The sequence below is a fragment of the Mucilaginibacter corticis genome (genome assembly GCF_007558865.1).
Taxonomy (GTDB): domain Bacteria; phylum Bacteroidota; class Bacteroidia; order Sphingobacteriales; family Sphingobacteriaceae; genus Mucilaginibacter; species Mucilaginibacter corticis.
The window spans coordinates 25539-50848 of the sequence record NZ_VLPK01000004.1 but is presented as its reverse complement, the minus strand read 5'-3'; the positions used below and the strand labels follow the sequence as shown (position 1 = coordinate 50848).

Below are 25310 nucleotides of genomic sequence, written 5' to 3'. Positions count from 1 at the left end.
TTATTAATCTAAACTGTTAAATATATGATCAACGCCAGCACAATTGCCAGCATGCTAAACAAATAATATTGAATTTTACCGCCCTGAAAACGGCGCACAAAATTACCGGTAATTTGTACGATAAAGGTAAGCAGCCGTGATATTCCGTCGATAATGTTATAATCAAACCAGGCGGCTATTTTTGAAACAGCTACCATAAAATTTGCCAGACCATTGATGAATCCATCAATAACTTTGCGGTCTATCCATGATAATGCACTGCTGAGCGCCATTACCGCACCCACAATTACTTTATTGTAAAATTTATCGATGTACCACTCGCGGTAAGACAAATGGAACAAAAAGCCGGTCTGTTTAAACACCATCAACTTACGCCCCGAGTAAACCGACCATGCCCAATACATTAAAAACAAGCTCAATATATTTACACCTACAGGCACAATAGTATGGTAAATATTTACCCGCTCTAAATGGATCGAACCAAAGCCTTCAAACAACCACGCACGCTCATAAAGCACCGGGTTTAATGAAAAAATGGGGAACAATGAAGCTGCAGCCAATAACACCAAGGGCAACTTGTATTGCAGGCCACCATCGCTAACATGGTATTTAACATGGGGATGGAACTGCTCTAACCTAAAATCGCCGCAAAACACTTTTGTTATCAGCCTGATGACGTAAAAAGCGGTAAGCCAGGTAGTAACAATTGCTCCTATGGGGATAAGCCTGAATACAGCACTTTTACTGTCGGACCAATCGACCGCCTGGACCAAAATGCCATCTTTTGATAAATAGCCTGACGTAAACGGCAAACCTATCAACGCGAAACCGGCAATAACGGCAACCCAAAACGTCAGCGGCAGTTTTTTACGCAGGCCGCCCATGTATAAAATATTCTGCGGATCAATATCAAGGTCGTTATCTTCTTTAATATGCTGCATTTCGTGGATCACGATACCGGCTACCAAAAACAAAGCACATTTAAAAAACGCGTGGGTAACCAAATGGAATAATGACGATGCGTAAGCGCCTATCCCCATGGCCATCACCATAAAGCCCAATTGCGATATGGTTGAGTAAGCCAGGATACGTTTCAGATCATTTTGCGTAAGCGCGATGGTAGCCGCCATAAATGCGGTAAAGCAACCGACTACGGCCAGTATATCCAATTCGGTAGTGTTAAACAGTGGATAAAAGCGGCCTAACAAAAACACACCTGCGGCCACCATAGTGGCGGCATGAATCAATGCCGATACAGATGTGGGGCCTTCCATGGCATCAGGCAACCAGGTATGTAACGGGAACTGTGCTGATTTGGCCGCTAAACCTAAAAAGATCCCGCCGAAAGCAATGTATTGCCAAACGGCCGGTAAGCCACCGCCTTGGGTAACCCATATACCATTCTGTATAGTAGATTGACTAACCAGGCCGCCATTGCTAAATAGGTCAGGTATATCAAACGTGTGAAACTGTGCAAACAGGACCATGATAGCTGTAAGTAAACCAACATCGCCTATCCTGTTCATCAGGAATGCCTTTTTATTGGCCTGTACTGCCTTATCGCGCGTAAACCAAAAGCCTATCAGCAGGTATGATGAAAAGCCTACCAGCTCCCAGAAAGCATATAACAGGATCATGTTATTGACCACTACCAGCGCCAGCATACTAAAACAAAACAGGCCGAGGTATATGAAATAACGGTCGTGATTTTCATCATGCTTCATATAGGCAGTCGAATAGATGTGTACCGGTAATGCAATAAGCGATACTAGCATCAATAACACAACTGATAAATTATTAAGGTAAATACCGCCGTATAACTGCGTATCGCCTATGGTAAACCACAACCGTTGTACATAAACCTCATTACCGTTCCATATTTTTGTAAACACAATTACAGACAGCACGCAACTTACCAAAATAGCCGCAGTAGCTATCCAACCCGATACTTTATTGCGCTTACCCGGCAAACAGCAATTTACCAAACAGGCAAACAGCGGCAACAATACCGTTGCTACTGCAAAGTAATTAGTTAATACATCATGGTATGGTATGGATGTTTTCAAATATTGTATTTAATAATATTCATAAAGCTCCCCTCTTGAGAGGGGGCGTGTTTGACTGTGCGGCTGCAGGGGTGTCTTGATGCGCGCAAAAGGACACACCCCTTCCCCCTTTTGAGAGGGGAGTCGCACATGCCTGTGCTTCTGCTTATTGCTTCTATCCCTGAGCGCATAACTAATCCTTCAACCCATCGATCTTACCCGGATCAATGGTTCTGTATTTTTTATAAACGTTAAGTATAATGGCCAAAGCAACCGCCGTTGTGGCTGCTGCCAGTACAATGGCAAACAAGGCAAACACTTGCCCGCCATTGGCTATTTTATCAAATTTGCCAAATGCTACCAGGTTTAAAATAGCGGCGTTAAGCATTAACTCTATTCCTATTAAAATTTGTATGGCGTTATGCTTGGTTATGATCATGTATAAACCAATGCAAAACAACGCCGCGCTGACAATCAGGAAATCAGTTAGTGTGATCATATAGCCCCACGCTCCTTCCTTGCCAAATGCGCTGCGCCAACCAGGGCCATCATCAATAAAATGGATATAGCTTCAAACGGCAGCAGATATCGTGTCATTAAATTGATGCCGATGTTGTCTATCATTAGATCATTTGGCTTTATGGCTGCATTTGCCGCGGTAACCTGCTTTATCCAAGGCAAATTATTTACATCTGTTTTAAGCACTACATTTACCATCACCACAAAAAACAGCGCGGCCAATAGTAATGCGGGCAACTTGCTCACACTAATAAATTTACCTTTCTGTTGTTGTAAAATACCCAGCGTTTCTTTGCCAGACAGCATAAAGGCAAATAGTATCAATACCAATACCCCGCCTACATAGATCACGATCTGGGTGACGGCCACAAAATCGGCCAAAGCCAGTACATACAAACCTGCAAGGCCAAACAGCGTGATAAAGAACATAAATATAGAACGCACCAAATTTTTGCTACTTGCCACAAACAATGCCGATGCTATAACCACAAAGGCCATTACATAGAAAATGACTTGCGCTATGTTCATGCACTGCCCTCCTTTTTATTTAGGGCAGCCAGTTTCGCGGCCTGCCTTTCGGCCAGTTGATTTTCTAATAACTGCCTTTTTTCGGCAGCGTCTTCGGGCGACATTTCAGAAAACTCGTAGTTCAGGTTCTTCAGTTCGAAAACACTTTTGTCGTACTGATTGGTCATTACAATACATTCTGTGGGGCAAACTATGGTACATAAGCCGCAATACATGCACTTGGCCATATCAATATCAAACTTAGCGGCATACAGTAGTTTCTTTGAACCATCAGATGTTTCGCCAATAGAACCGGTGGTAGATTTTATCGACTCTATAGTGATACAATCAACCGGGCAAATTTTAGCGCAAAGGTCGCATACAATACAATCATCCATTTCCACATCCAGCTGGTAACGGCCCACTTCGGGTACGGGCAGTTTTTGGTGCGGGTACTGGATAGTATTGGTACGTTCGTCCAGTTGCTTAAAATAATTATCATCGCGCACAGATATTACTTCCCGCTTAGCGTTACCCGCAAACAGGTGCCTGAAAGTAAGCGTTAAGCCCTTCCATGCTGTAGTAAATCCGTTTATTGCTCTATTCATTTTATGATTTCACCGATCTTTGTTTGATTACACCGATCTGCACTTCACTAATTTTTAACTTTTAAATTCGAAATCGAACATCCGAAATTCGAAATCAACACTACATCAACCATAACCGCCATATCCCCGATATCAGCATACATAAAAACGCCAGGGGTGTCAGCACCTTCCAGCATAAATTCATTAACTGATCAACGCGTAAACGGGGTAAGGTCCACCTTATCCACATCTGTATCACTACCAGTGTTAAGGTTTTTGCCAGGATCCAGAATATTCCCCATGCCGTTCCGGTTGTCCATGTCGCCAATTGCACTGCTCCCATGTTGGGCAGCGGTGTATTCCACGCACCTAAAAACAATATCACCCCAACCATTGATACCAAAAACATCATGGCATATTCTGCTAGGAACACCAGCGCGAACTGCAGCCCGGTAAATTCGGTATGAAAGCCTGCTACCAATTCAGATTCTGCTTCCGGAATATCGAACGGTGCACGGTTACTCTCAGCTAATGACGCTATAAAATATATCACGAAGGCGACGATGAGGTGCGGTGCCCTGAAAATATTCCATGACAGTATCCCTCCCGTCGCTGATACATCCCAAAAACCTAAAAATTTTGTTTTTTCTGCGGATAAGATTCCCTGTTGTAAAGAAATATCCTGCAGGTTCAGCGTTTGCGCTATCATAACTACAGATATCAGCGCAAACCCCGCCGGGATCTCATAAGAGATGATCTGCGCAGCCGACCGCATGGCACCTAAAATAGAATACTTATTGTTTGATCCCCAACCAGCCATCAGTATACCTAATGTTTCAATAGAGATAATAGCTAAAATATAATACAGACCGATATTGATATTGGCCGGGGCAAGACCCGGAGCCCACGGCAGGGCCGCGAAACCAAGATAAACTGCCACAAAAATAATTACTGGCGCCATCAGGAAAAGTACTTTATCGGCAGGGGCAGGTATGATCAGTTCTTTTTGAATAAGTTTTATGATATCTGCCAGCGTTTGCAGCAAACCAAATTTGCCCACTTCGGTAGGGCCAAGCCTGTCTTGTATAAAGGCAGAAAGCTTGCGTTCGGCATATACGCCAAACAATGTAAATACGGCTACAAAAGCAAATAAGCCTATCGCAATAATGAAATATGTAATATAAAAGTTCAACCGGTTTGCTTTAGCTGCAAACTTAAGAAATTTTGAATTGATTGAGTTGGATTACCACCATAAAGTTGACCAAACTGGTAGGAATTAATTAAAATTGGTGAAAGTATGGTCTTAAAGCCAATTTCACTTATTACAACTAAATTCTGTAACCGATACAAATGATGACGTTACCGGCGCGGCAAAGAAGCGTGAGGCATGACGGTCAAAGTCTGTGGTGTCGTCGGTTGTGTAAAATTCACGGGTACCGCTGCGGCTTATTTTTTGTTCCAGTTCGGGGTGACGCTGCAGGTAATCTGCCAAGCTTTTGGCTACGATATCGCCCTGGGCTACCACATTTACGTTGGCAGGTAAATGCGCTTTTATCTGATCCTGCAATAAAGGATAATGGGTGCAGGCTAATAAAAGGGTATCAATATCGGCAGACTGCACCATGATCTGGTCAAGGTATTCTTTTATAAAAAAGTCTGACCCGGGCTTTTCATACTCGCCGCTTTCAACCAAGGGCACCCATAAGGGGCAGGCTTGCTGGTAAACCTTGAGTTTGGGGAAGAATTTCTGGATCTCTATCAGGTATGATTCTGACTGTACCGTTCCGCTAGTACCTAATACGCCTATTTCTTTTGTTGCCGAATAATCGCCTATAACCTCGGCTGTAGGCCTTATTACGCCCAGAACCCGTTTTGAAGGGTCAAGGCCCTGCATATCTTTTTGCTGGATGGTACGCAATGCCTTTGCCGATGCGGTATTACAAGCCAGAATGATCAGCGGACAATCCTGCTTAAATAACCATTGTACACATTCCCAGGTATATTGATGGATGGTTTTAAACGAGCGGTTGCCATACGGCGCACGGCTGTTATCGCCCAAATAAATATAATCATACCCCGGTAATTGCTCTGCGATAGAACGAAAAACGGTTAACCCGCCAATGCCTGAATCAAATATACCTATGGGCTGCATTTCTGTTAAAGATTGGTTGTTGAAGTTTGAAGATTGGTGATCTATATCAGTGCAATCCCCCAAATATGACCAAAAATAAAAAAAGCGCCCCGTATAATGAGGCGCTTTTTATAAATGTGTTATTTAAATTATTTTGTACCGGCAGCTGGCGCACCTGCACTTAAGCCTAATTTAGCTTTTACCGGGGCGATCAGATCATCAGCCGGTGGAGACACCAATAAAGCTGTTTGTGATGAATCTAATACATAAGTAAATCCTTTTTCTTTAGCTACTTCAGCAATAGCGTTATGAACTTTATCAAGGATTGGTTTCATCAATTCCTGGCCTTTAGCTTCAACTTTTTGTTGCGCGTCATTTTGGTAATCCTGAGCGCGTTTTTGTAAGTCAGCCAAATCACTTTGTTTAGCAGTTTTTACCGCGTCGGTCATAGTTGCTTGTTTAGCCTGGTAATCAGCGCTTTTGTCCTGCAACTCTTTGCCCATACCTTGTAAAACATCTAAAAATGTTTTTTTGTAAGCGTCTATCTGGGTGTTAACGGTTTTAAGTTCGGGCATTGCCTGAATCAAATCGTTAGTATTGATGTATGCAATTTTTGTTTGTGCCTTGGCAAAGTTGCCCATCGACATCATGCCTACTGCGACTAAAGCAACTTTAAATAGTTTTTTCATTGTTCTTTTGTTCTGTTTAATTTAATTAATGTGCGATTATATATATAATAATTTTATTTAGCAAATACTCCGGGCTTTAATCCCAGGCGTGTTATCACATCGGCGCTCTTATCGTAACGCGGATTAGCATACAGCATTATAACCTCGCTGTTTTTATCAAATATCATATCCAGGTTCTGGTCTTCGGCAACGGCTTGCACTGCTTTGGCCACCCTGTCTTGTATGGGTTTCATCACGGCGCTGCTTTTTGTTTCCAGCTCGCCGTCCGGGCCAAATTTTTGACGTTGAAAATCTTTCGCGGCTTTTTCTTTGGTAACCACTTCGTCCTCGCGGCGTTTTTTCATATCTGCCGACATTAACACCTGGTCTGCCTGGTACGCCTTGTACATCCTGTCAATTTCCTGGAAGCGGTTGTCAACCTCTTTTTGCCATTGATCTGATAGCGCGCTTAACTGTTTTTGTGCCGATACGTACTCAGGCATGTGTTTTAAAATGTAATCAGAGTCAACATAACCAAAACGTTGAGCAAATGCGCCTGCGCATGCTAAAAACGTAAAAGCGAATACTAAAATTACCTTTTTCATCAATTTTTTTTCTATTTAGTTAAAGCCACCGCTCAGGCTTTGTGAAATAGAGAAGCTAAACTGCCCTTTATTAGCCGACGGTATGCCCGGGATAGGATCGTAACCGTAGCCATAATCCAAACCAAGTAAACCAAAAATAGGTAAAAAAATCCGTGCGCCAATACCTGTTGATCTTCTAACGTTATAAGGATTAAATTGCGAGAATTTATCCCAAACGTTACCGCCTTCAGCAAATACCAGTAAGAATATAGTTGCAGATGAACTGGTAATAACAGGGTGACGTATTTCAAATGTTAACTTATCGTAGATAGCACTACCCGGGTTGGTATCGGCATTGTAGTGTGACCCAACCGGCACGATAGAAAAGTTTTGATAACCGCGTAAACCAATGATATCACTACCCTGTAAAAACTGGTAGCTCTGCATACCGTCACCACCCAATTTAAAACGCTCAAACGGCGATCCCGGTACGATAGAGTTATACTCGCCAAGAAAACCAAAACGGGCCTGGCTCATCAATACAAATTTACCGCCAAGGCCAATGTACCATTGCGCGTCAAACTTGGTTTTGTAATATTCTACAAAATGGTATAATTGCTCTTGTGTTGGCGGCAGCTTATAGTTGATGCTGTTAAACAGCGAGTAAGGCGGCGTACCTTGTAATGTAAACTTGATATTTGAACCACCTGTAGGGAATACCGGCGAACCTTCTAACGAGTTACGTGAAAGCTCCTGCGTTAACTTGATATTATAAGAAGTACCGTTTTGGAACAGGTAACCCGGATAATTATCTAACGCGTAGTGGTCAAAGTTTAATGAGTAATTTAACTGGAAGTGGTTGTCAGGCCATTTTAAACGCTTACCTAAAGTAACACCAACACCGTTTATGCGTAAGTGGTTATAGTTAGGGTCTGTTTTGGCATAATACTGCCCGGTTGAACTTAACTGGGTGTAGGCTGATACCGCGAAGTAAATTGGCTTTTTACCACCTAACCATGGCTCAGAAAACGTAAACGAATAGTTTTGGTATGACCTGCCGCTTGACTGGCCCCTTAAGCTTAGCTTCTCACCATCGCCTTTTGGCAGTGGTTTGTAGTCTTTAAGGTGGAAAATATTTTTTATAGCAAAGTTATTGAAGGTAAGGCCCAGTGTACCCACAAACTGGCCGCCACCAAAACCACCTGAAAGCTCAACCTGGTCTGACGGTTTTTCAACTACGTTATAGATCAGATCGACCGTACCATCTGCCGGATTAATGTTTACCGGCCTTGGTTCAGTTTTAGTGTCATCAAAGTTACCCAACTGGCCAATTACACGCGTACTTTCAATCAGGGCCGCTTTATTGAATTTCTGGCCCGGTAATGTTTCCAGTTCGCGTATAACCACTTTATCGTTGGTTACATCGTTACCTTTAACCGTTACACGGTTGATGGTGTACTGCGGACCTTCAAACACCCTGATATCCAAATCAACTGTATCATGGCGGATGTTAATTACCGGATCGGCATTGTAAGTCAGGTATCCATCATTTAAATACAATGATGAAATGTCGTCGCCACTTGGGCCACCGCCGCTTAAGCGCTTGGTTAATGCCTCTTCACTAAATACATCACCTTTTTTAATACGCAGATACGCGGCTAAGTAAGCATCACTAAATTTAGCATTGCCAGACCATTTAATATTACCGAAATAATATTTCTGTCCTTCGTAAATTTTGATCTTTACGTCAACAGTTTCATAATCATGTTTGGTAACCGTATCTTTTACTAAAGCAGCATCAAAGTAACCGTGCTCTTTCATCTTATCGATTAGGTTTTGCTTATCCTCGGTGTACTTATCGTCCTTGAATTTTTTAGAACCAAATATGTTATAGAATTTACGGGTACGTGTTTTAGATAAGAAACCCCTAAGCTTTGCCTGCGAAAAGTCTTTATTACCCTCAAAGGTAACCGAGTTGATCATTACCTTTCTGCCTTTATTAATAGTAACATCTAATATCAAACTGTTCGCGTCTCCGGGATCAGGCCTTTGTTTAATAGTTACCGTAGCGTTCAAAAAGCCTTTTTCATTATAAAAACGCTTGATGGTTGCAGTAGTGGTATTTATTAAATTGGTATTTACAATTTTACCCTTGCTGTCTAATTTCTTATTGATATCCTCTATTTCGCCCTTGCGGATGCCTAATAAACGCAGGTTTGACAAACGCGGTAATTCTTTTACGGCTATCTCGATGTAAGCGGTATCAAGGTTTAGCTTGGTTACGTACAACTTTACATCGTCAAATAAATTCTCTTTATAAAGATTTTTAACAATGGCTGCACTGGCTTCGCCGGGTAACAGCATTTTATCGCCCTTGTTTACTTTTGATATTTGAAGCAATACTTCTTTATCCAGGTGCTCAGTACCTGTAATAGTTACGCCACCAATGATATATTCTTTAGGGTTCAAATAGCTTAAAGTATCAGATGATGATGATGACGACGGCCTGTAAGTCGGGACGGTATTCCTGACCTGGGCCAGCGCACAAGTACTTATTACGGAGAAAAGTATAGCAAAAAGAAATTTATTCATTCGGATATTTTAGTGGGCTAAAAATAATTTATACAGTTGTTAAAATTTGTTAAAAGAAAAAATTTAGTTAACCTGCTCACTTGTCTTACCAAAACGACGCTCGCGTTTTTGGTAATCAAGTATGGCTTCATAAAGATCCTCTTTCCTGAAATCGGGCCATAGTTTAGTAGTAAAGTATAGCTCTGCATAAGCAATTTGCCACAGCAGGTAATTACTGATACGAAACTCGCCGCTTGTTCTGATCAACAACTCCGGGTCTGGTATATTGCCGGTATATAAGTTGTCTTCAAAAAGTTTTTCGTCTATATCTTCAAGTCGTATTTCACCGCTTTGCACTTTAGCAGCTATTGATTTAGCAGCATATACAATTTCGCGGCGAGAGCTGTAGCTTAATGCCAGTGTTAATACAAGCCCGGTGTTGCCGGCTGTGGTTTCAATGGCATTTTGTAACTCTTCGTAACATTTTTTGGGTAGCATGTCCAGATCGCCTATGGCATTAAGGCGAACATTTTTGTCCATGAAATTTTTGATCTCTTTGTGGATAGTACTAACCATCAATTCCATAATGGCCATAACCTCCAGCTTGGGGCGGTTCCAATTCTCTGAAGAAAAGGTGTATAACGTAAGGTATTTTACCCCAAGGTTTACGCCGCCTTCAACTACATCCCGTACAGAAGCCACACCATTATGATGACCAAATACTCTTAATTTGCCTTTTTCTTTTGCCCATCTGCCATTACCATCCATTATGATAGCTATATGCTGTGGTAATTTTAACAAATCAATCTGATCCTTATAACTCATTTCCTTTTGCCGGTTAATAAAAGCCACTATAGGCTATAATGTGTGTTTCTCATAAAGATTATGATTTAATAACACGCACTATAATAAATGCTTTTATTAAATAATGCCCAATTTTTCAGGTGACAAAGGTAAAACTTACTTTGTACTTTTTTAGTATGCAGGCAAAAAGAAAGTTTACACAAAAAAATGGCGTCTTTTAGCTTAAGTTATGAGTGTGTGGGTGTTGTGTTGATTTCTTTTTTAAGAACTGGCGGTCGATCCGAAAGATCAACGCCTGTGGCATTACAGCCCTGAAATTAGTAATAACACTTTTGTGATATAAAGGTATATGACAAAGAAAAACCTACAAATAAATAGGTATCCCTTGGTCTCAGATCGCCGCGTTGCGTGCCGGCTACAGCTGTTTGCCCTGCAGATCGATCGGACAAGGCAACAGATATGGCACTCGGCAACTTACTTCTATCAGGATAAAGGCCACTAACGTCGTCTAACCTATCTGTTAAAGCGGTGCGGTAGCCAAGGTCGGCAGCTAAACTTAAGCAGCCGGCTATGTTGTATTTAATCCCAAGGCCAAAAGGTATGGCTATGGTACTATTTGGATAAGTATTACCCTCGGTTTGTAGTTCGCGCAGGTCATAAGTCTGGCCTTGGTATTTGGCTTTCGGCGTATAACCCGTGTAGGCTATCCCTGCAAAAATATACGGTGTGTAAAGACTTTTACTAACTGAAGGAATGTATTCCATAAAGTTAAACTCTCCGGTTAAGCTTAACTCGCTCAATGGTGTGGTAAAGCTCAGGTTGCGGTTGCGTGCCTGCTGGCTTTTAGAGGTACTGTCCGCACCGCTGATGACACCATAAGTATATCCTAATTTAGCCGAAAAGTATCCGTCGAAATTGCGCTTAACAAAAGCGCCGCCCGCAAAGCCCGACACCTTTAGCGGGTTGTTCTGGTTTAAATCGCCCATGTAGCCGGCACCGCCCAAAAAACCGCCCAACTCCCAGGTTTGTGCCCGTAAATTAAAGGAGATGAACAGCAGTACAATAAAAAGTAACGATTTAGACATTCAACAAATTTAGTAATTGCGGGCATCAAGGCCCCACAATAGTTTGTTTCTTAACGTTGATAAATAACTTTCATTACTTAAACGGATAAGATTCAACTCAAAACTTGCTTTTTCAACCTTAAAGCGCATAGGTTTGTCTATCACTTCGGTTTTTGAATCGCAGGATAAAATATAATTGGCGCCGCGCGAATCAACCTCGAAGGATAAGACACTGCATTCCGGTAATATAATTGGCCTCACATTTAAATTATGCGGGGAAACGGGGGTAACAACAATGCTGTTAGATTCCGGGAATATAATTGGACCGCCGCAACTTAATGAATAAGCTGTAGAACCTGTTGCTGTCGCGATGATAAGGCCATCGCCCCAATATGAGTTTAAAAACTCGCCATCCAGGTACATGCTGGTGGTGATCATGGCCGAATCGTCGCGCTTATGGATGGTAATATCATTAAGCGCGAAATTATCCATACCCAATATATTCAGTTCAGACTCTACGCTTAACAACCCCCTTTTATCCAGGGTAAACTTGCCGTTTACAACCGCGTATATCGCCGCCGCGATATCATTTTTATTTACACTGGCCAAAAAGCCCAGGCGGCCAAAATTGATACCGATAACCGGAACGCCTGAATCGCGGATCACGCTAACCATATCCAGCAATGTGCCGTCGCCGCCAAGAGTTATAAAGGCATCTATAAAGCCTTTTATCTGGTCACCTTCATTAAGTACGCTGTAATTAACAGTATTGATTTTATCAGCAAGGTAATTATTAAGCTGACGATGGACATAGATCTCGACATTATGCAGTGATAACGCGTCAAACACCTGTTGTATAAAAGGGATTACTGCCTGATCATTAAATTGCCTGCCGTATACTGCTATTTTCATTTAGTTCAATAGTTCAATTGTTCATTAGTTTATTGGTGCCTTGCTTATTAGGCCATACAATTTATTAGCTATTATTAACGAACTAATAAACCATTGAACCAATGAACGCTAAAGATTAAGGTAATTCATCAATGAATCATACCTGTCCATCGAGTTATCGTTATTATCGGTGTGGTTAAATGTGGCTTTCACATCATATTCGTACCGTAAAAAAGTAGCTATTATATTAGAGATATCCTGCTTGTTTACTTTTAGCGTAACCTCCATGCGGGTCGAATCAGGGAAGGTGCGCACGTATGAACTTAGGATCTGGGCATTGTCTGACTCGACGATCTGCGCCATGTGCGCCAGCGAATTGTTTTTATTATTGATATCGAGCATAATGATACCGCCCGGCTGCGAAACCGATGTGATGGTAGCAAAATACTCGTTCATTTTATTAATGGGTATTAAGCCCAGGTAATTCTTCTTAATATCAAGAACCGGTACCACGCTAAGTTGCTGCTCATAAAACAAGCGGATAACATCATACACATGCTGATCTTCTCGTACATAGGGGTTAACCAGCGATAATGCCAAAGCGCCTATGGGGGTTTGGTTATCTACCTCGGGTAAAATATCGCTTTCGGCAAGCAAGCCTAAAAACTGCTCTTCGTTTACAATAGGCAAATGGCGTACGCGAAACTCTACCATACGGTCAAGCACCTTCTGTATACTATCAGAGGTGTGTACCGGTGGTATCGCGTCAGCTATCAATTCGCCTGCAAACATATTATACTCCTATTTTACTTAAAAACCCTTTTAATAAGCGGTTAAACTCCTGCGGATGCTCCATCATGGCAGCATGGCCGCATTTATCTATCCAGTGTAATTCAGAATCCGGCAAAAGCTGGTGAAATTCTTCAGCAACTTCGGGCGGTGTTATTTTATCATTCTTACCCCATATTATAGAAACCGGCATATTGATTTTATGCAGATCCTTTTTCATATTATGGCGTATGGCCGATTTTGCCATTGCTAACAACCGGATCACGCTGTGCCTGTCGTTCACTAATTTGTAAACTTCGTCAACTAATTCGGGAGTAGCAATTTTTGGATCATAAAAAGTGTATTCAACCTTTTCTTTTACAAAATCCATACTTTCCCTTCGCGGGAAAGAGCCTCCAAAAGCATTTTCATATAAACCCGAGCTACCGCTTAATACCAGCGCTCGGATCTTTTCAGGATGAGCCAGCACATAGATCAAACCTACGTGGCCACCCAGTGAATTACCTAAAAGAACTATATTTTCAAGCTTTTTATACTTGATAAACTTATGCAGGTACTTTGATAACGTTTTTACCCCTGTTGTTATTACCGGCAGGTCATACACAGGCAGCATGGGTAATAAAACCCTGTACCTTGGCTTAAATTCTTCAATAACCTCTTCCCAATTACTTAGCCCGCCCATTAAGCCGTGCAACAACAACAGCACCGGTCCTTCGCCCTCATCGATGTAACTAAAATCATGTTCCTCTTTAAGCACGAAACTCATATATATTTTTTTGTAAATGTAAACCCTAAATGTAGGCCTGAGCCTGTATATCGGCTATAAAAATAGCTTATTGCACTTTACCTGCAACTATAATATCAAATAAATTATCCCAGCAATTGTTTCACAACTTCTGAAATGGTTTTGCCGTCTGCCTGGCCGGCCATCTCCTTATTGACAAGGCCCATCACGCGGCCCATATCCTGTATAGAAGTGGCACCAATGCGTTCAATTATTTCCTGCACTACGCCTTCAATTTCAAAACGGGTCATTTGTTGCGGCAGGTAAGGCTCAATAACCTGCATCTCGCCTATCTCTATCTGGTAAAGATCATCACGGCCCTGTGCTTTATAAATATCTGCCGACTCTTTACGCTGCTTAACCAGTTTCTGCAATACCTTGATCTCGGCTTCCTGCGTCAATTCTTCGGCGGCGCCTTTTTCTGTTTTTGCCAATAACAGTGCCGATTTTATGGCACGTAAGCCCTGCAAACGCTCGGGCTGTTTAGCCAGCATGGCTAATTTTATATCCTGGTCTATTTGTGTAATTAATGACATCTTCTTTTTATTTCGGATTTCGAATGTTCAATTTCGGATTTATTATTTGCACATCTGCATATCCACGCATCTGCACATCAAATTATTTTCTCACTATCGTAGTAGCGTTTGCTTGTGCTGTCGGCATAATTAACAGGTCGTTTATGTTAACATGCTTTGGGCGCGATACTACAAACCATATGGTTTCGGCAATATCTTCGGCCATCAGCGGGTCAAAACCGTCATACACTTTTTTGGCCCGTTCTTTATCACCTTTAAAACGCACTTCAGAAAACTCTGTTTCAACAGCTCCCGGGTGTATGGCGGTAACTTTAATACCATGCTGCACCAGATCGATACGCATCCCTTTATTTAATGCATCCACAGCGTGCTTGCTGGCACAATATACATTGCCGTTTGGATAGACCTCTTTACCTGCAATGGAACCGATGTTTACAATATGGCCCTTGCCGTTTGCTATCATCCAGTTCGATACCACCTTGCTTACGTATAATAAACCTTTTATGTTGGTGTCAATCATGGTGTCCCAATCGTCAAGGTTACCGTTTTGTATGGGGTCAAGGCCCTGGCTCAGGCCGGCATTGTTAATCAGTACGTCAACCTTTTTCCACTTTGCGGGCAGATTTTCAAAATTGCTGATCACCTGTTCGCGGTCTCGTACATCAAAAGCACAAACCGCTACTTCTGTATTGTGTTTTTTATTAAGGCGTCCGGCCAATTTTTCCAACCTGTCAAGCCGGCGGCCGGTTAGTACCAGGTTATAGTTCTCGCGTGCGAACAATTCTGCGCAGGCCTCGCCTATTCCTGCGGTGGCCCCGGTAATCAGTGCTATTTTAGCCATAGGTATCCGATAGTATCCAATGCGAAATTAGTTTTTTTCATCGGGAATAAAATATTTTATAGTTTAAAACCGCCCTTTATTCAAAGTACAGGCTAAACATCAGCGTATGCAGCGATAATTTATCGATAGGTGCCGAGTACGGGTGATTTTCGTGCATCAAAACATTGCCCAGCGAGTTGGATAGCTTGATCTCCGGCGATAGTTTAAAAAACTCGAAGTAAATATCGCAGCCCAACCCGGCTTCGTAAGATGCATAGCCGCTGATATTTTTTACATGCTTGTCAATAGGCGCGGTATTTGCGTCGATATTTGCTTTTGAACCGATGCTTTGCGAGTACTTGATACCGCCTAATACATAGGCCCTGAAATCGCCTATCCTGTCAGACTTTAGTTTAAGCGACAAGGGCACATCAAGCGTTGTGGCCTGCACTGTTTTGAGGGTATTTTGTGAGGGATCTTCAAAAGTATAGCTCAAGGTACGGTCGGCAAATACAAATGATGGGGCCACACGTGTTTCCAGGTGATCTGTAAGCCTGTATCTGGCCAGGAAGCCCACCGCGAAACCCTGCGAGTTTGGCGAGCTGATGGTTTTTAAAGGGCTGGTTACCTGTGTACCATCGGTATCAAAAAAAGGCGCGCGCCAGTTGGGTGATTTATCTATTTTAAAGTAGTTGCTTACATAGCTAAAGCTAAAACCAAAGCTCAGATCTTTCTGATCTGCCCCGCCCCCCCAGCTTGGTACCGATTGCGCAAGCAGGCAGTTACCTGCAAAAAGCATCAGTATAGCTAAAAGGTACTTAGGTTTTATCATTTAACGCCCGTGTAAATTGAACAAATACCAAACGCTAAAGGCCTGCATTTGGTATGTTTAAAACCAACCTTGTCCATTACGGCAATAAAATCTTTGCCATCAGGGAAAGCGGCTACCGACTCGGGCAGGTAAGAATACGCCCTTGAATCTTTCGAGAAAAGTTTACCTATGCCCGGGGTGATGTAGTTAAAATAGAATTTATACAATTGTTTTATCGGGAATACCTTTGGTTTTGAGAACTCGAGCACCACCGCTTTACCGCCCGGTTTTAAAACACGGTTGATATCGGCAAGTCCCTTTTCTAAGTTTTCGAAATTGCGCACACCGTAGGCTACTGTTACCGCGTCAAATCCATCGGCATCAAAGGGTAGTTTTTCAGAGTCGCCCAGTTTAATTTCAAACTTATGGCCTAGGTTGCGCTTAGCTATTTTTTGTTTGGCGATATCCAGCATCCCCTGCGAAATATCAACCCCTACAATTTTATCAGGATTAAGGATAGACAATGCCTCGAAAGCAAAATCACCTGTGCCGGTGGCCACGTCAAGGATCAGTTTGGGCTGATCTTTCTTTAACTCGTTGATAGCTTTTTTGCGCCAGATAATATCAATACCCAACGACATAAAGTGATTTAAAAAATCGTAGGTTTTTGATATATTATTAAACATATCGGCCACCTGCTCTTTTTTGGTGCCCTGCTCCTGGGTGTATGGGATAACGGTTTTGCTCATAGTAATTGCGCAAAGATAGTTATTTAGTGATTAGAGATTGATGTTAAGTAACCGGTTGATTTTCGGGATAAATTGTAGTGGTGTTTTGTCCCACGTGAGTGTGAGACAGATGAGACAAGTGGGACAGCATTTTGATTTAAACTATTGATTATTAGATTTTTATTAAAAACAAGTGGGACAAAATGAGCCAGCGTATAAGTTAGTAAATTTATAGGTAAAATAGTTATAAATTATTGCATATCAGATAATTGAATTTTGACTTGACGGAACTAATCTCTAATTAACTAATCTCTAATCACTGCGCCGTCAGGCGAGATCCTTCACCATCCAGATCGTACAGGCAAAATGCCCTGAGTTACCCAAAGCATGATCCAGCATTTTAAAGCCTGTTTTTTCATAAAGGCTTACCGCTTTAGACAATTGGGGGAAAGATTCGAGGTACAAATGCGTATAGCCCAGATCTGCAGCGGCGGCAAAACATTTGTCCATTAACAATTTACCTATGCCTTTGCCGCGGGTGGCTGCGTTCAGATATAGCTTTACCAGTTCGGCATAGCCGGTTGGTAAACCATCAGTAGGGTACACACCGCATCCGCCCAGCAAAACGCCGTCTTCTTCGGCTACAAAATAGCAGCTGCCGGGTGTGGTGTCAAATAATTCAAATAATTTGTCTGTTGTAGGATCAGAGTAAACCGTCCCTTGTTTGGGCACATCAAATTCAACTAATGATGCACGGATGATCCGGGCTAATTCTACGTTATCGCCGGGTTGTATATTTCTTATGGTTATTGTCATGATATAATATTCAAAAAATCAGGCTTTAGCCTGGTTAGTGGCCATAATAACTTTGGCGCGCTGGTAAAAGCTTTGTATCTCTAACTGCTGTTCAACCTCTTCCATGGCTTTCATGAGGTTATTTTGGGTATCAATAAGCTGGGTGGTGGCGGCTATCATTACCTGCCAAACAGGTTCCATTTGTGTGATCAGGGCCTTACCCTTGTCGGTTAGCTGCAGTAAACGTTTCCGTTCGTCAGTTTTGTCTTTGGCCGATCTGATGAGCTTTAATTTCTCCAGCTCTTTTAACAAACTGATGGTGGATGGGTGGCTGTAACCAATCTCGTTAGCCAGTTCGACCACGCTCATTGCCGATTTTAAATGCAGGGTATAAACAACCGGGAACCATTTTGGCTCGAAATCAATACCGTGCGCTTTGTAGATCAACAGGCCGTCCTTGCGCATTCTTTCGGCAAGGCGCTGCATGCGGGTGGCAATGGCTAATATACCTAAGTCGTCTATTACACTCATAATTTTATTTGCTTAAATGTAACTGGTAAAATAGTGTATCGGTTAACATCAACGGGAAATAAGGTGGCAGATCTTCTTTAGCTATCCGCTCAAAGCCGTTGCGTTCATAAAACCGGTGGGCGGCTTTTAGGGGTTCAACAGTACCTAATTGCACATCGCTTATATGGTTATCCTTACAAAATTGCAATAATACATCCAGCAGTTTTTGCGCGGTGCCCCACTCCTTGCCACGGTAAGCTGTTTTAACAAACATTTTGCGGATACAGCCCGCGTTATGTCCAATATTTATTAAGGCAATGGTACCTGCCAGTTCTTCGCCTACAAAAGCGCCCCAAAAGGTGCCGCCTCCGTTGTGGTAATTAGCGTCAAGGTCACGCAGGTCGGGCTGCTGATCAATAGTAATACTTAAGCCAAATTCTTTTTGCTGAATAGATAAGATCAGCTCTATTACCTGTTCGCAATATTCATTATAAATTGGCCTGATAGTTATTATATTTTCCATAAAAAATTATTTACGTACAAATATATGTAGTTAACTACATATATTTTATAATTTATTTGATCTTTTATGGGAATTACAATTTTAAGCTTCCGAATTAAGTGCCAACAACCCTTCAATATCTAACCTGCGGGTGTACATAGTCAGCTGGCCATTGGCATCAAGGGGCCAATCCTCGTGCGGCCTGTCCCAGTATAACTCAACGCCGTTACGATCGGGGTCGTCAAGGTAAATAGCTTCAGACACGCCATGATCTGACGCGCCGGTTATGGGATATTTGGTGTCGATGAGCCTTTTCAGGATCGCAGCCAAATCCTTACGCTCAGGATATAATATGGCGGTGTGAAACAGCCCCGGCGCATATTCAGGCGCAGGCGACGCGCCTTTACTTTGCCAGGTATTTAAACCGATATGGTGGTGATAACCTCCGGCTGATATAAAAGCGGCCTGGTCGCCGTACATCAGCATCTTTTCAAAACCAAGCAAGCCGCAGTAAAAATCAATTGACCGTTGCAGATCGCTAACCTTTAAATGTACGTGTCCTATGCGGGTTTGTGCGGGGATTTTATAGTCTGCCATATTTTAGAGATTAGAGGTTAGTGATTAGAGATTAGTAATAAATACATCCTAATAAATGTTTAAACATCTAAATTTAGTTACATTTGTATTGATTCATAAATATCTGATTAATGTTGACATTTATATGATAAGCTTTAAATCAATTTTAAATAACTAATCTCTAATCACTAACCTCTAATCACTATTCACTACCTTTGCCAAATGGTAATTAAATCTGCCGAATTTGTTTGCAGCAACACCCAGATCTCCAAGCTACCCCCGCCGGTAAAGCCGGAATATGCTTTTATTGGCCGCTCAAATGTGGGCAAGTCCTCGCTGATCAATATGCTTACCGGCAAAAAAGGCCTTGCAAAAACATCGCAAACACCGGGTAAAACACAGCTCATCAACCATTTTTTGGTAAACGATAACTGGTATATTGTCGATCTGCCGGGCTATGGTTATGCCCGTGCCTCAAAAACCAAAAAAGCCGACTGGAACAAGTTTATCCAACAATACCTGGACAAGCGCGAAAGCCTGCAATGCGTAATGGTATTGGTAGACAGCCGCCTTGATCCACAAAAAATAGACATTGAGTTTTGCAACTGGCTGGGTGAAAAAGGACTGTCGTTTGTGTTGGTATTTACCAAGGCAGATAAGCAGTCGACCGTAAAAACAGATCAAAGTATCGCCAAGTTTAAAAGGGCTCTGCTTGAAACATTTGATGAAGTGCCTCAGGTATTCATCACCTCGTCCGAAGAACATACCGGGCGTGATGAGATCTTAGGGTTTATCGGTAGCGTTAACCAGAATTTTGAAGTGCCTGATTATAAGACATTTGACTAAATAATAAAACAATATCGAACAACGAATTTTGAATAACGAATAATGAAGTGCTACTTCGACATTCGTGATTCAAAATTCGATATTCATTATTACATACAGAATGAAAAAATATCTATCATTAGTAACCTTCTCACACACCATCTTCGCAATGCCGTTTGCCTTTATCGGCTTTTTTTTGGCGATTACTACTACTCAACATGCTTTTGAATGGCAAAAACTGCTGATGATGGTTTTATGCATGGTGTTTGCCCGTAACTCGGCCATGGCATTTAACCGTTATTTGGACAGGGATATTGATGCTAAAAATCCACGCACCAAGGTACGTGATATACCTGCGGGCCGTATCAGCGCGACATCGGCATTAATATTTACTATAACCAATTGCCTTTTGTTTATTGGCACCACCTGGTTTATCAATTCTATTTGTTTTTACCTGTCGCCGGTGGCTTTATTGGTGGTATTGGGTTACAGCGCTACCAAACGCTTTACCGCGCTTTGCCATTTGGTGTTAGGATTAGGTTTATCGCTTGCCCCTATCGGCGCTTATCTGGTGGTTACCGGCGAATTTGCTTTGCTGCCGATATTCTTCTCATTAGCTGTATTATGCTGGGTGAGCGGCTTTGATATTATCTACGCCCTGCAGGACGAAGATTTTGACCGCAATGAAAACCTGCACTCTATCCCTGCTTATTTGGGTAAAGTAAACGCGTTACGACTGTCTACATTACTGCATATTTTATCAGCCGTATTTATTGTATTGCCCGCTATTTATACAACTGTTGGTTTACTGTATTATGTAGGAATATTGTTTTTTTGCGTGATGCTTACTTACCAGCACCTGCTGGTAAAACCAAACGACCTGAGCCGCGTAAACTTTGCCTTTATGACCACCAATGGTATTGCCAGCGTGGTATTTGCCAGTTTATTTTTACTGGATAGGACATTGCTGGTGCATGGTTTATTTTTGGGGATAAGATTATAGATCATGGATAGCTCGGCCGCCTTAGTTATATTCAGAAAAGCTCTTGAAAAGTTTGTGGTATTTAACGAGGCCGAGTGGATAGTCTTTACACAGCACCTTACCTTCAGCACCCTTAAAAAGAAACAATATTTTGCCGCTTATGATAAAGTATGCGACAAGGTAGCGTTCATCGTAACCGGCTCGGTACGCTATTTCCATATTAAGGACGGGCAGGATATTACCGGCTATTTCAGCTTTGAGAACGAGTGGGTAAGCTCTTATAAAAGTTATCTTACCAATCAGCCCAGCTTAACCTATATCCAGGCGCTTGAAGATACCCGCCTTATCAATATCAGCAAAAAAGATATGGATGCCATGCTGAACAACCCCTTGCTGGCCTATAAAATGGAACGCTTTGGCCGCCTTATTGCAGAGCATTACCTGTGCTGTTATGAAGACCGTGTAGCATCTTTCATTACCCAAAGCCCTGAAGAACGATACCTTAACCTGTTAAGCACTGGCCGCGAAATATTGCAACGCATGCCCCAACACTACATAGCCAATTTTTTAGGCATTACCCCGGTTTCGCTTTCGCGGATAAGAAGGCGGTTGATCTTGGCTAAGTGATATCGGATTTCGGAATTGTGATTTCGGAATTATTGATTGACAAAGCAGGTAAGGATAAATCCGAAATCGAAAATCCGAAATCCGATATCAAAAATTCTTATCTTAAGTTAACGTTTTGGCCATCAATGCTGATCTAATTTTGTTATACACTAAAACAAGAAAGATCATGCATACTATATTAGGAGCCGGCGGGCCTGTAGCAACCGCACTAACCCGCGAATTAGAAAACAATAACGAAACCATACGCCTTGTAAGCCGTAAACCCATCACTCCAGCCAAACCAACCACCACCTGGCAAAAAGCCGACCTGCTTAATTACAACGAGTTGCAGGCCGCCACAGCTGGATCGACAGTGATATACTTGTGTGCGGGCCTGGTTTATGATAAAAATATCTGGCGCGAGCAGTGGCCGGTAATTATGCAGAACGTAATTAACATCGCCAAAGCAAATAAGGCAAGACTGATATTTTTCGACAACGTTTACATGTACGGCCTGGTTAAAGGCCTAATGACAGAAGAAACACCCTACAACCCTGTCAGCGAGAAAGGCAAGATCCGCGCAGGCATTGCCGATATGCTAATGAACGAGGTTAAAGCCGGGAATATACAGGCCAGCATTGCCCGCGCCGCAGATTTTTACGGCACCAACTCCATGAACAGCTTTTTTGATATGATGGTGTTAGACAAATATGCCAAAAAACAAAGCGCACAATGGCTTGGCGATCCTAATAAGCTACACAACTTTAGCTATATCCCCGATATGGGCAAGGCCATGTACCTGCTGGGTCAGCACCCTGAAAGTGATAACCAGGTATGGCACCTGCCAACCGCGCCTGTAATGACCGGGAAACAGTTTATTGAATTAGCTGCCAATACTTATAAAACCAAGCCAAAATATATGAGGGTAGGAAAATGGCTGCTGTTCCTTCTCGGCTTATTTAACAAAGTGATCATGGGCTCTGTTGAGATGTATTACCAGTACAGCAATGACTATATTTTCGACAGCAGCAAATTTGAAAAGGCTTTCAACTTTAAACCAACCAGCTATACGGATGGTATGAAACATATGTCGGAGACTTTGTATAAGGGGTAAGTTATTTAGGTCCCCTCAAGATCTTTCAGCAGAGGACCCTGAGGGGACTATTTTTCAAGAACATTCTTCAACATAGTCAAGCTTGCAGCCATATCTTTTTCCAGCATTTTTACTATCATGGGTAGCATAATGTTTATTGGGTATTTCATGGTACTGGCAGTACTCCAGCTTACTTTCGTTTGATTATCCGACAGGGATTCAGTTGTCATCTCTGCCTGAGCAATTCCTGCGAAAGGCCTTATAAACCGAATTTCCATTTCAATATTTTTCCCTTCTGTAATTGCTTTAATTTCCTGTTCGCCTTCACCTGCTTGTTTATTTCCGTTCCATGCGTAAACAAATCCAACCGTTCCGTCAGTTCCCCTGAAATCTTTTTTCATATCAGGGTCTACCATCACCCACTTATTAAAGTTGTCCTGGTTTTTGATCTGTTTTATATAGTCAAAAGCTTTTGGCAGCGGCGCGTTAATGATAATCTCACTATAGGTTTTATATCCTTTTTTCATAAAAAGGGCAATGATCATGATCAAGGCAATGATGCCCGCTAATATGGATACGATTGTGATTATGATACTCATTTCGATTTACTTGTTAAGGTGGCCTACTCCAAATATAAATATTTTTATCGTCCCCACAGGGTCTCTCGACAGAGGACCCTGTGGCTGCGCACAATCCCGCACACTGTTAATTTTACATCTTCCTGTTTCCGCACATCCCAACTAATTTGCACATTTGCACATCAGCATCCCGATAACTATCGGGACTAAAATCAAATACCATGATCCACAAAAAAACAAGAACATATATTCCGGCCGACCTTGAAATTAAATGGGAAACACTTGAACCATTATACAAGGATTTGGTTGAACGTTCTATCAATTCTGTTGAAGAATTAGAGCACTGGCTGCATGACCGCAGCGAACTGGAAGCCGCCCTGGAAGAAGATTTTGCCTGGCGCTATATCCGTATGACCTGCGACACCAACAGCCAAGAAAAATTGCAAAGCTTTCAATATTTCGCTACCGAAATTGAGCCAAAAACGGCCCCATATAGTAACGAACTTAATAAAAAACTGGTGGACAGCCCATACCTTGACCAATTAGATAAGGCCAAATATTTTGTTTACCTGCGCGGCATTAAAAAATCACTGGAACTGTTCAGGGAAGAGAATATCCCGATACAAACCGAGATCCAGGTGGAGCAGCAAAAGTACCAGTCTATCAGCGGTAGCATGTCTGTACACATGGGCGAGCAGGAATATACTCTTGAACAAGCCGCTGTATTTTTAAAAGATACCGACCGTGCCAAACGCCAGGAAGTTTGGGAAAAGATAACAGCACGCCGCCTGCAGGAAAAAGAAAAACTGAATGACCTGTTTGATCACCTGCGGGTGTTAAGGCATAAAGTAGCCCTAAATGCCGGCTTTGAGAATTACCGCGATTATATGTTCCAGGCATTGGGTCGTTTTGATTATACCCCACAGGATTGCTATGCTTTTCATGAAGCTATTGAGCTTGAAATTGTACCTATCCTGCGCGAACATGCCGAACTGCGCAAAGAAGCTTTAAAACTGGAAACTTTGCGCCCATGGGACCTGGATGTGAACACATCAGGCAAACCGGCCTTAAAACCATTTAATAACAGCGAAGAACTGATCGAAAAATCTATCCAGTGTTTCCGCAACATCAACAGTTACCTGGGCGAGCGTTTAGAGATCATGAAGGATAATAACTTGTTTGATGTGGAGAGCCGCAAAGGCAAGGCACCGGGCGGTTATAACTATCCGCTTTCAGAAACCGGGGCACCTTTCATTTTCATGAACTCGGCCAATACTTTCCGCGACTTGACTACCATGGTTCATGAAGGCGGCCACGCGGTACATACCTTTTTAACTGCCGACCTTGAACTGAATGACTTTAAACATTGCCCGTCGGAAGTTGCTGAGCTGGCTTCCATGTCGATGGAACTGATCTCAATGGATAACTGGAACGTGTTTTTTGATAATGAAGAAGATCTGAAACGCGCCAAACGCGACCAGTTAGTTGACGTATTAAAAACATTACCATGGGTAGCTGTTGTCGACCAGTTTCAACATTGGATCTATACAAACCCCGACCACCTGGCATCAGAACGTGCCGAAGCATGGCTAAAGATCTATGAGCCATTTGGCGCCGGCTTTGCCGATTGGAGCGGCCTTGAAGAAGCAGAAGCAAATTTATGGCAGAAACAACTGCACATCTTCGAGATCCCTTTCTATTACATAGAATACGGTTTCGCGCAGTTGGGTGCTATCGCGGTTTATAAAAACTACAAAGAAAACCCGGAGAAAGCGCTTGAGCAATACCTGAGTGCCCTAAAATTAGGTTACACCAAAAACATCAAAGAAATTTACGAAACCGCGGGTATTAAATTTGATTTTAGCGCCGCTTACGTAAAAGAACTTGCCGACTTTATTAAAGGCGAAATAGCAAAGTTATAATTCACAACTACCTGTAATTCACATTTATATAAATATTTTTCAAAATTGCGAAGTTTTAAAAACTTCGCAATTTTTGTTTATA

The 25310-nt window shown here is 42.2% G+C and carries 28 protein-coding genes; 5 read left to right on the top strand and 23 right to left on the bottom strand.

Translation table 11 applies throughout. The annotated features are described in order from the left end of the window. Positions 1-8: 8 nt before the first annotated feature. The 22 genes from FO440_RS18850 to FO440_RS18745 form a co-directional block, all read right to left on the bottom strand. On the bottom strand, positions 9-2066 hold the full coding sequence (locus FO440_RS18850; RefSeq protein WP_246104271.1) for an NADH-quinone oxidoreductase subunit 5 family protein: 2058 nt from the start codon (positions 2064-2066) through the stop codon (positions 9-11). Positions 2067-2238: 172 nt separating this feature from the next. Beyond that, positions 2239-2544 (bottom strand): NADH-quinone oxidoreductase subunit NuoK, encoded by a 306-nt coding sequence (gene nuoK, locus FO440_RS18845; RefSeq protein WP_144249857.1) that lies wholly within the window; start codon positions 2542-2544, stop codon positions 2239-2241. Further along, the gene (locus FO440_RS18840) at positions 2541-3092 is read right to left on the bottom strand and encodes an NADH-quinone oxidoreductase subunit J family protein (RefSeq protein WP_144249856.1); all 552 of its coding nucleotides are present in this window, start codon (positions 3090-3092) and stop codon (positions 2541-2543) included. Before FO440_RS18840 ends, nuoK begins: the two co-directional genes overlap by 4 nt. After that, positions 3089-3679, bottom strand: a complete 591-nt coding sequence (locus FO440_RS18835; RefSeq protein WP_144249855.1) for a NuoI/complex I 23 kDa subunit family protein — start codon at positions 3677-3679, stop codon at positions 3089-3091. The genes FO440_RS18840 and FO440_RS18835 overlap by 4 nt, the downstream gene beginning before the upstream one ends. A gap of 100 nt (positions 3680-3779) precedes the next feature. After that, positions 3780-4850, bottom strand: a complete 1071-nt coding sequence (nuoH, locus tag FO440_RS18830) for an NADH-quinone oxidoreductase subunit NuoH (RefSeq protein WP_144249854.1) — start codon at positions 4848-4850, stop codon at positions 3780-3782. Positions 4851-4973: 123 nt separating this feature from the next. Further along, on the bottom strand, positions 4974-5810 hold the full coding sequence (gene murI, locus FO440_RS18825; protein WP_144249853.1) for a glutamate racemase: 837 nt from the start codon (positions 5808-5810) through the stop codon (positions 4974-4976). A 128-nt stretch (positions 5811-5938) separates the two neighbouring features. After that, on the bottom strand, positions 5939-6478 hold the full coding sequence (locus FO440_RS18820; protein ID WP_144249852.1) for an OmpH family outer membrane protein: 540 nt from the start codon (positions 6476-6478) through the stop codon (positions 5939-5941). A gap of 53 nt (positions 6479-6531) precedes the next feature. Beyond that, positions 6532-7062, bottom strand: coding sequence for an OmpH family outer membrane protein (locus FO440_RS18815; protein WP_144249851.1), 531 nt, complete (start codon positions 7060-7062; stop codon positions 6532-6534). A gap of 15 nt (positions 7063-7077) precedes the next feature. Next, entirely contained in the window at positions 7078-9633 is a 2556-nt protein-coding gene (bamA, locus tag FO440_RS18810; RefSeq protein WP_144249850.1) for an outer membrane protein assembly factor BamA, read from the bottom strand. A gap of 63 nt (positions 9634-9696) precedes the next feature. Further along, entirely contained in the window at positions 9697-10455 is a 759-nt protein-coding gene (locus FO440_RS18805; RefSeq protein WP_262711502.1) for an isoprenyl transferase, read from the bottom strand. Between the two features lie 278 nt (positions 10456-10733). After that, entirely contained in the window at positions 10734-11501 is a 768-nt protein-coding gene (gene porG, locus FO440_RS18800; protein ID WP_144249848.1) for a type IX secretion system protein PorG, read from the bottom strand. Positions 11502-11510: 9 nt separating this feature from the next. Then, entirely contained in the window at positions 11511-12392 is an 882-nt protein-coding gene (locus FO440_RS18795) for an NAD kinase (protein ID WP_144249847.1), read from the bottom strand. Between the two features lie 108 nt (positions 12393-12500). Beyond that, complete coding sequence (locus tag FO440_RS18790; RefSeq protein ID WP_144249846.1) at positions 12501-13163, bottom strand: CBS domain-containing protein; 663 nt, start codon at positions 13161-13163, stop codon at positions 12501-12503. A gap of 1 nt (position 13164) precedes the next feature. Next, entirely contained in the window at positions 13165-13926 is a 762-nt protein-coding gene (locus tag FO440_RS18785) for an alpha/beta fold hydrolase (RefSeq protein WP_144249845.1), read from the bottom strand. A gap of 104 nt (positions 13927-14030) precedes the next feature. Further along, the gene (locus FO440_RS18780) at positions 14031-14480 is read right to left on the bottom strand and encodes a GatB/YqeY domain-containing protein (RefSeq protein WP_144249844.1); all 450 of its coding nucleotides are present in this window, start codon (positions 14478-14480) and stop codon (positions 14031-14033) included. A gap of 82 nt (positions 14481-14562) precedes the next feature. Beyond that, positions 14563-15321 (bottom strand): SDR family oxidoreductase, encoded by a 759-nt coding sequence (locus tag FO440_RS18775; protein ID WP_144249843.1) that lies wholly within the window; start codon positions 15319-15321, stop codon positions 14563-14565. Positions 15322-15397: 76 nt separating this feature from the next. Beyond that, positions 15398-16132, bottom strand: coding sequence for a type IX secretion/gliding motility protein PorT/SprT (porT, locus tag FO440_RS18770; protein ID WP_144249842.1), 735 nt, complete (start codon positions 16130-16132; stop codon positions 15398-15400). Beyond that, complete coding sequence (gene ubiE, locus FO440_RS18765) at positions 16129-16860, bottom strand: bifunctional demethylmenaquinone methyltransferase/2-methoxy-6-polyprenyl-1,4-benzoquinol methylase UbiE (protein WP_144249841.1); 732 nt, start codon at positions 16858-16860, stop codon at positions 16129-16131. Before ubiE ends, porT begins: the two co-directional genes overlap by 4 nt. Positions 16861-17166: 306 nt before the next feature. After that, the gene (locus FO440_RS18760) at positions 17167-17655 is read right to left on the bottom strand and encodes a GNAT family N-acetyltransferase (protein WP_144249840.1); all 489 of its coding nucleotides are present in this window, start codon (positions 17653-17655) and stop codon (positions 17167-17169) included. Between the two features lie 18 nt (positions 17656-17673). Further along, positions 17674-18165, bottom strand: a complete 492-nt coding sequence (locus FO440_RS18755) for a MarR family winged helix-turn-helix transcriptional regulator (protein WP_144249839.1) — start codon at positions 18163-18165, stop codon at positions 17674-17676. 4 nt (positions 18166-18169) lie between these two features. After that, complete coding sequence (locus FO440_RS18750; RefSeq protein ID WP_144249838.1) at positions 18170-18667, bottom strand: GNAT family N-acetyltransferase; 498 nt, start codon at positions 18665-18667, stop codon at positions 18170-18172. A gap of 81 nt (positions 18668-18748) precedes the next feature. Then, positions 18749-19243: a VOC family protein gene (locus FO440_RS18745; RefSeq protein WP_144249837.1), complete on the bottom strand. Its 495-nt coding sequence runs from the start codon at positions 19241-19243 to the stop codon at positions 18749-18751. A gap of 201 nt (positions 19244-19444) precedes the next feature. Here FO440_RS18745 and yihA point away from each other — a divergent pair, with 201 nt between their 5' ends. From yihA to FO440_RS18725, 4 genes are all read left to right on the top strand, one after another. Next, complete coding sequence (gene yihA / locus FO440_RS18740; protein ID WP_144249836.1) at positions 19445-20068, top strand: ribosome biogenesis GTP-binding protein YihA/YsxC; 624 nt, start codon at positions 19445-19447, stop codon at positions 20066-20068. Positions 20069-20168: 100 nt separating this feature from the next. Beyond that, on the top strand, positions 20169-21050 hold the full coding sequence (locus FO440_RS18735; RefSeq protein ID WP_144249835.1) for a UbiA-like polyprenyltransferase: 882 nt from the start codon (positions 20169-20171) through the stop codon (positions 21048-21050). A 3-nt stretch (positions 21051-21053) separates the two neighbouring features. Further along, positions 21054-21656 carry a Crp/Fnr family transcriptional regulator gene (locus FO440_RS18730; protein WP_144249834.1) on the top strand — a complete coding sequence of 201 codons (603 nt, stop codon included), beginning with the start codon at positions 21054-21056 and terminating at the stop codon, positions 21654-21656. 166 nt (positions 21657-21822) lie between these two features. Continuing rightward, positions 21823-22749, top strand: coding sequence for an NAD-dependent epimerase/dehydratase family protein (locus FO440_RS18725; RefSeq protein WP_144249833.1), 927 nt, complete (start codon positions 21823-21825; stop codon positions 22747-22749). Positions 22750-22796: 47 nt separating this feature from the next. Here the strand turns inward: FO440_RS18725 and FO440_RS18720 are convergent, their stop codons facing one another. Beyond that, entirely contained in the window at positions 22797-23327 is a 531-nt protein-coding gene (locus tag FO440_RS18720; RefSeq protein WP_144249832.1) for an SRPBCC family protein, read from the bottom strand. A 200-nt stretch (positions 23328-23527) separates the two neighbouring features. Here FO440_RS18720 and FO440_RS18715 point away from each other — a divergent pair, with 200 nt between their 5' ends. After that, complete coding sequence (locus tag FO440_RS18715; RefSeq protein ID WP_144249831.1) at positions 23528-25228, top strand: M3 family oligoendopeptidase; 1701 nt, start codon at positions 23528-23530, stop codon at positions 25226-25228. Positions 25229-25310: the final 82 nt, after the last annotated feature.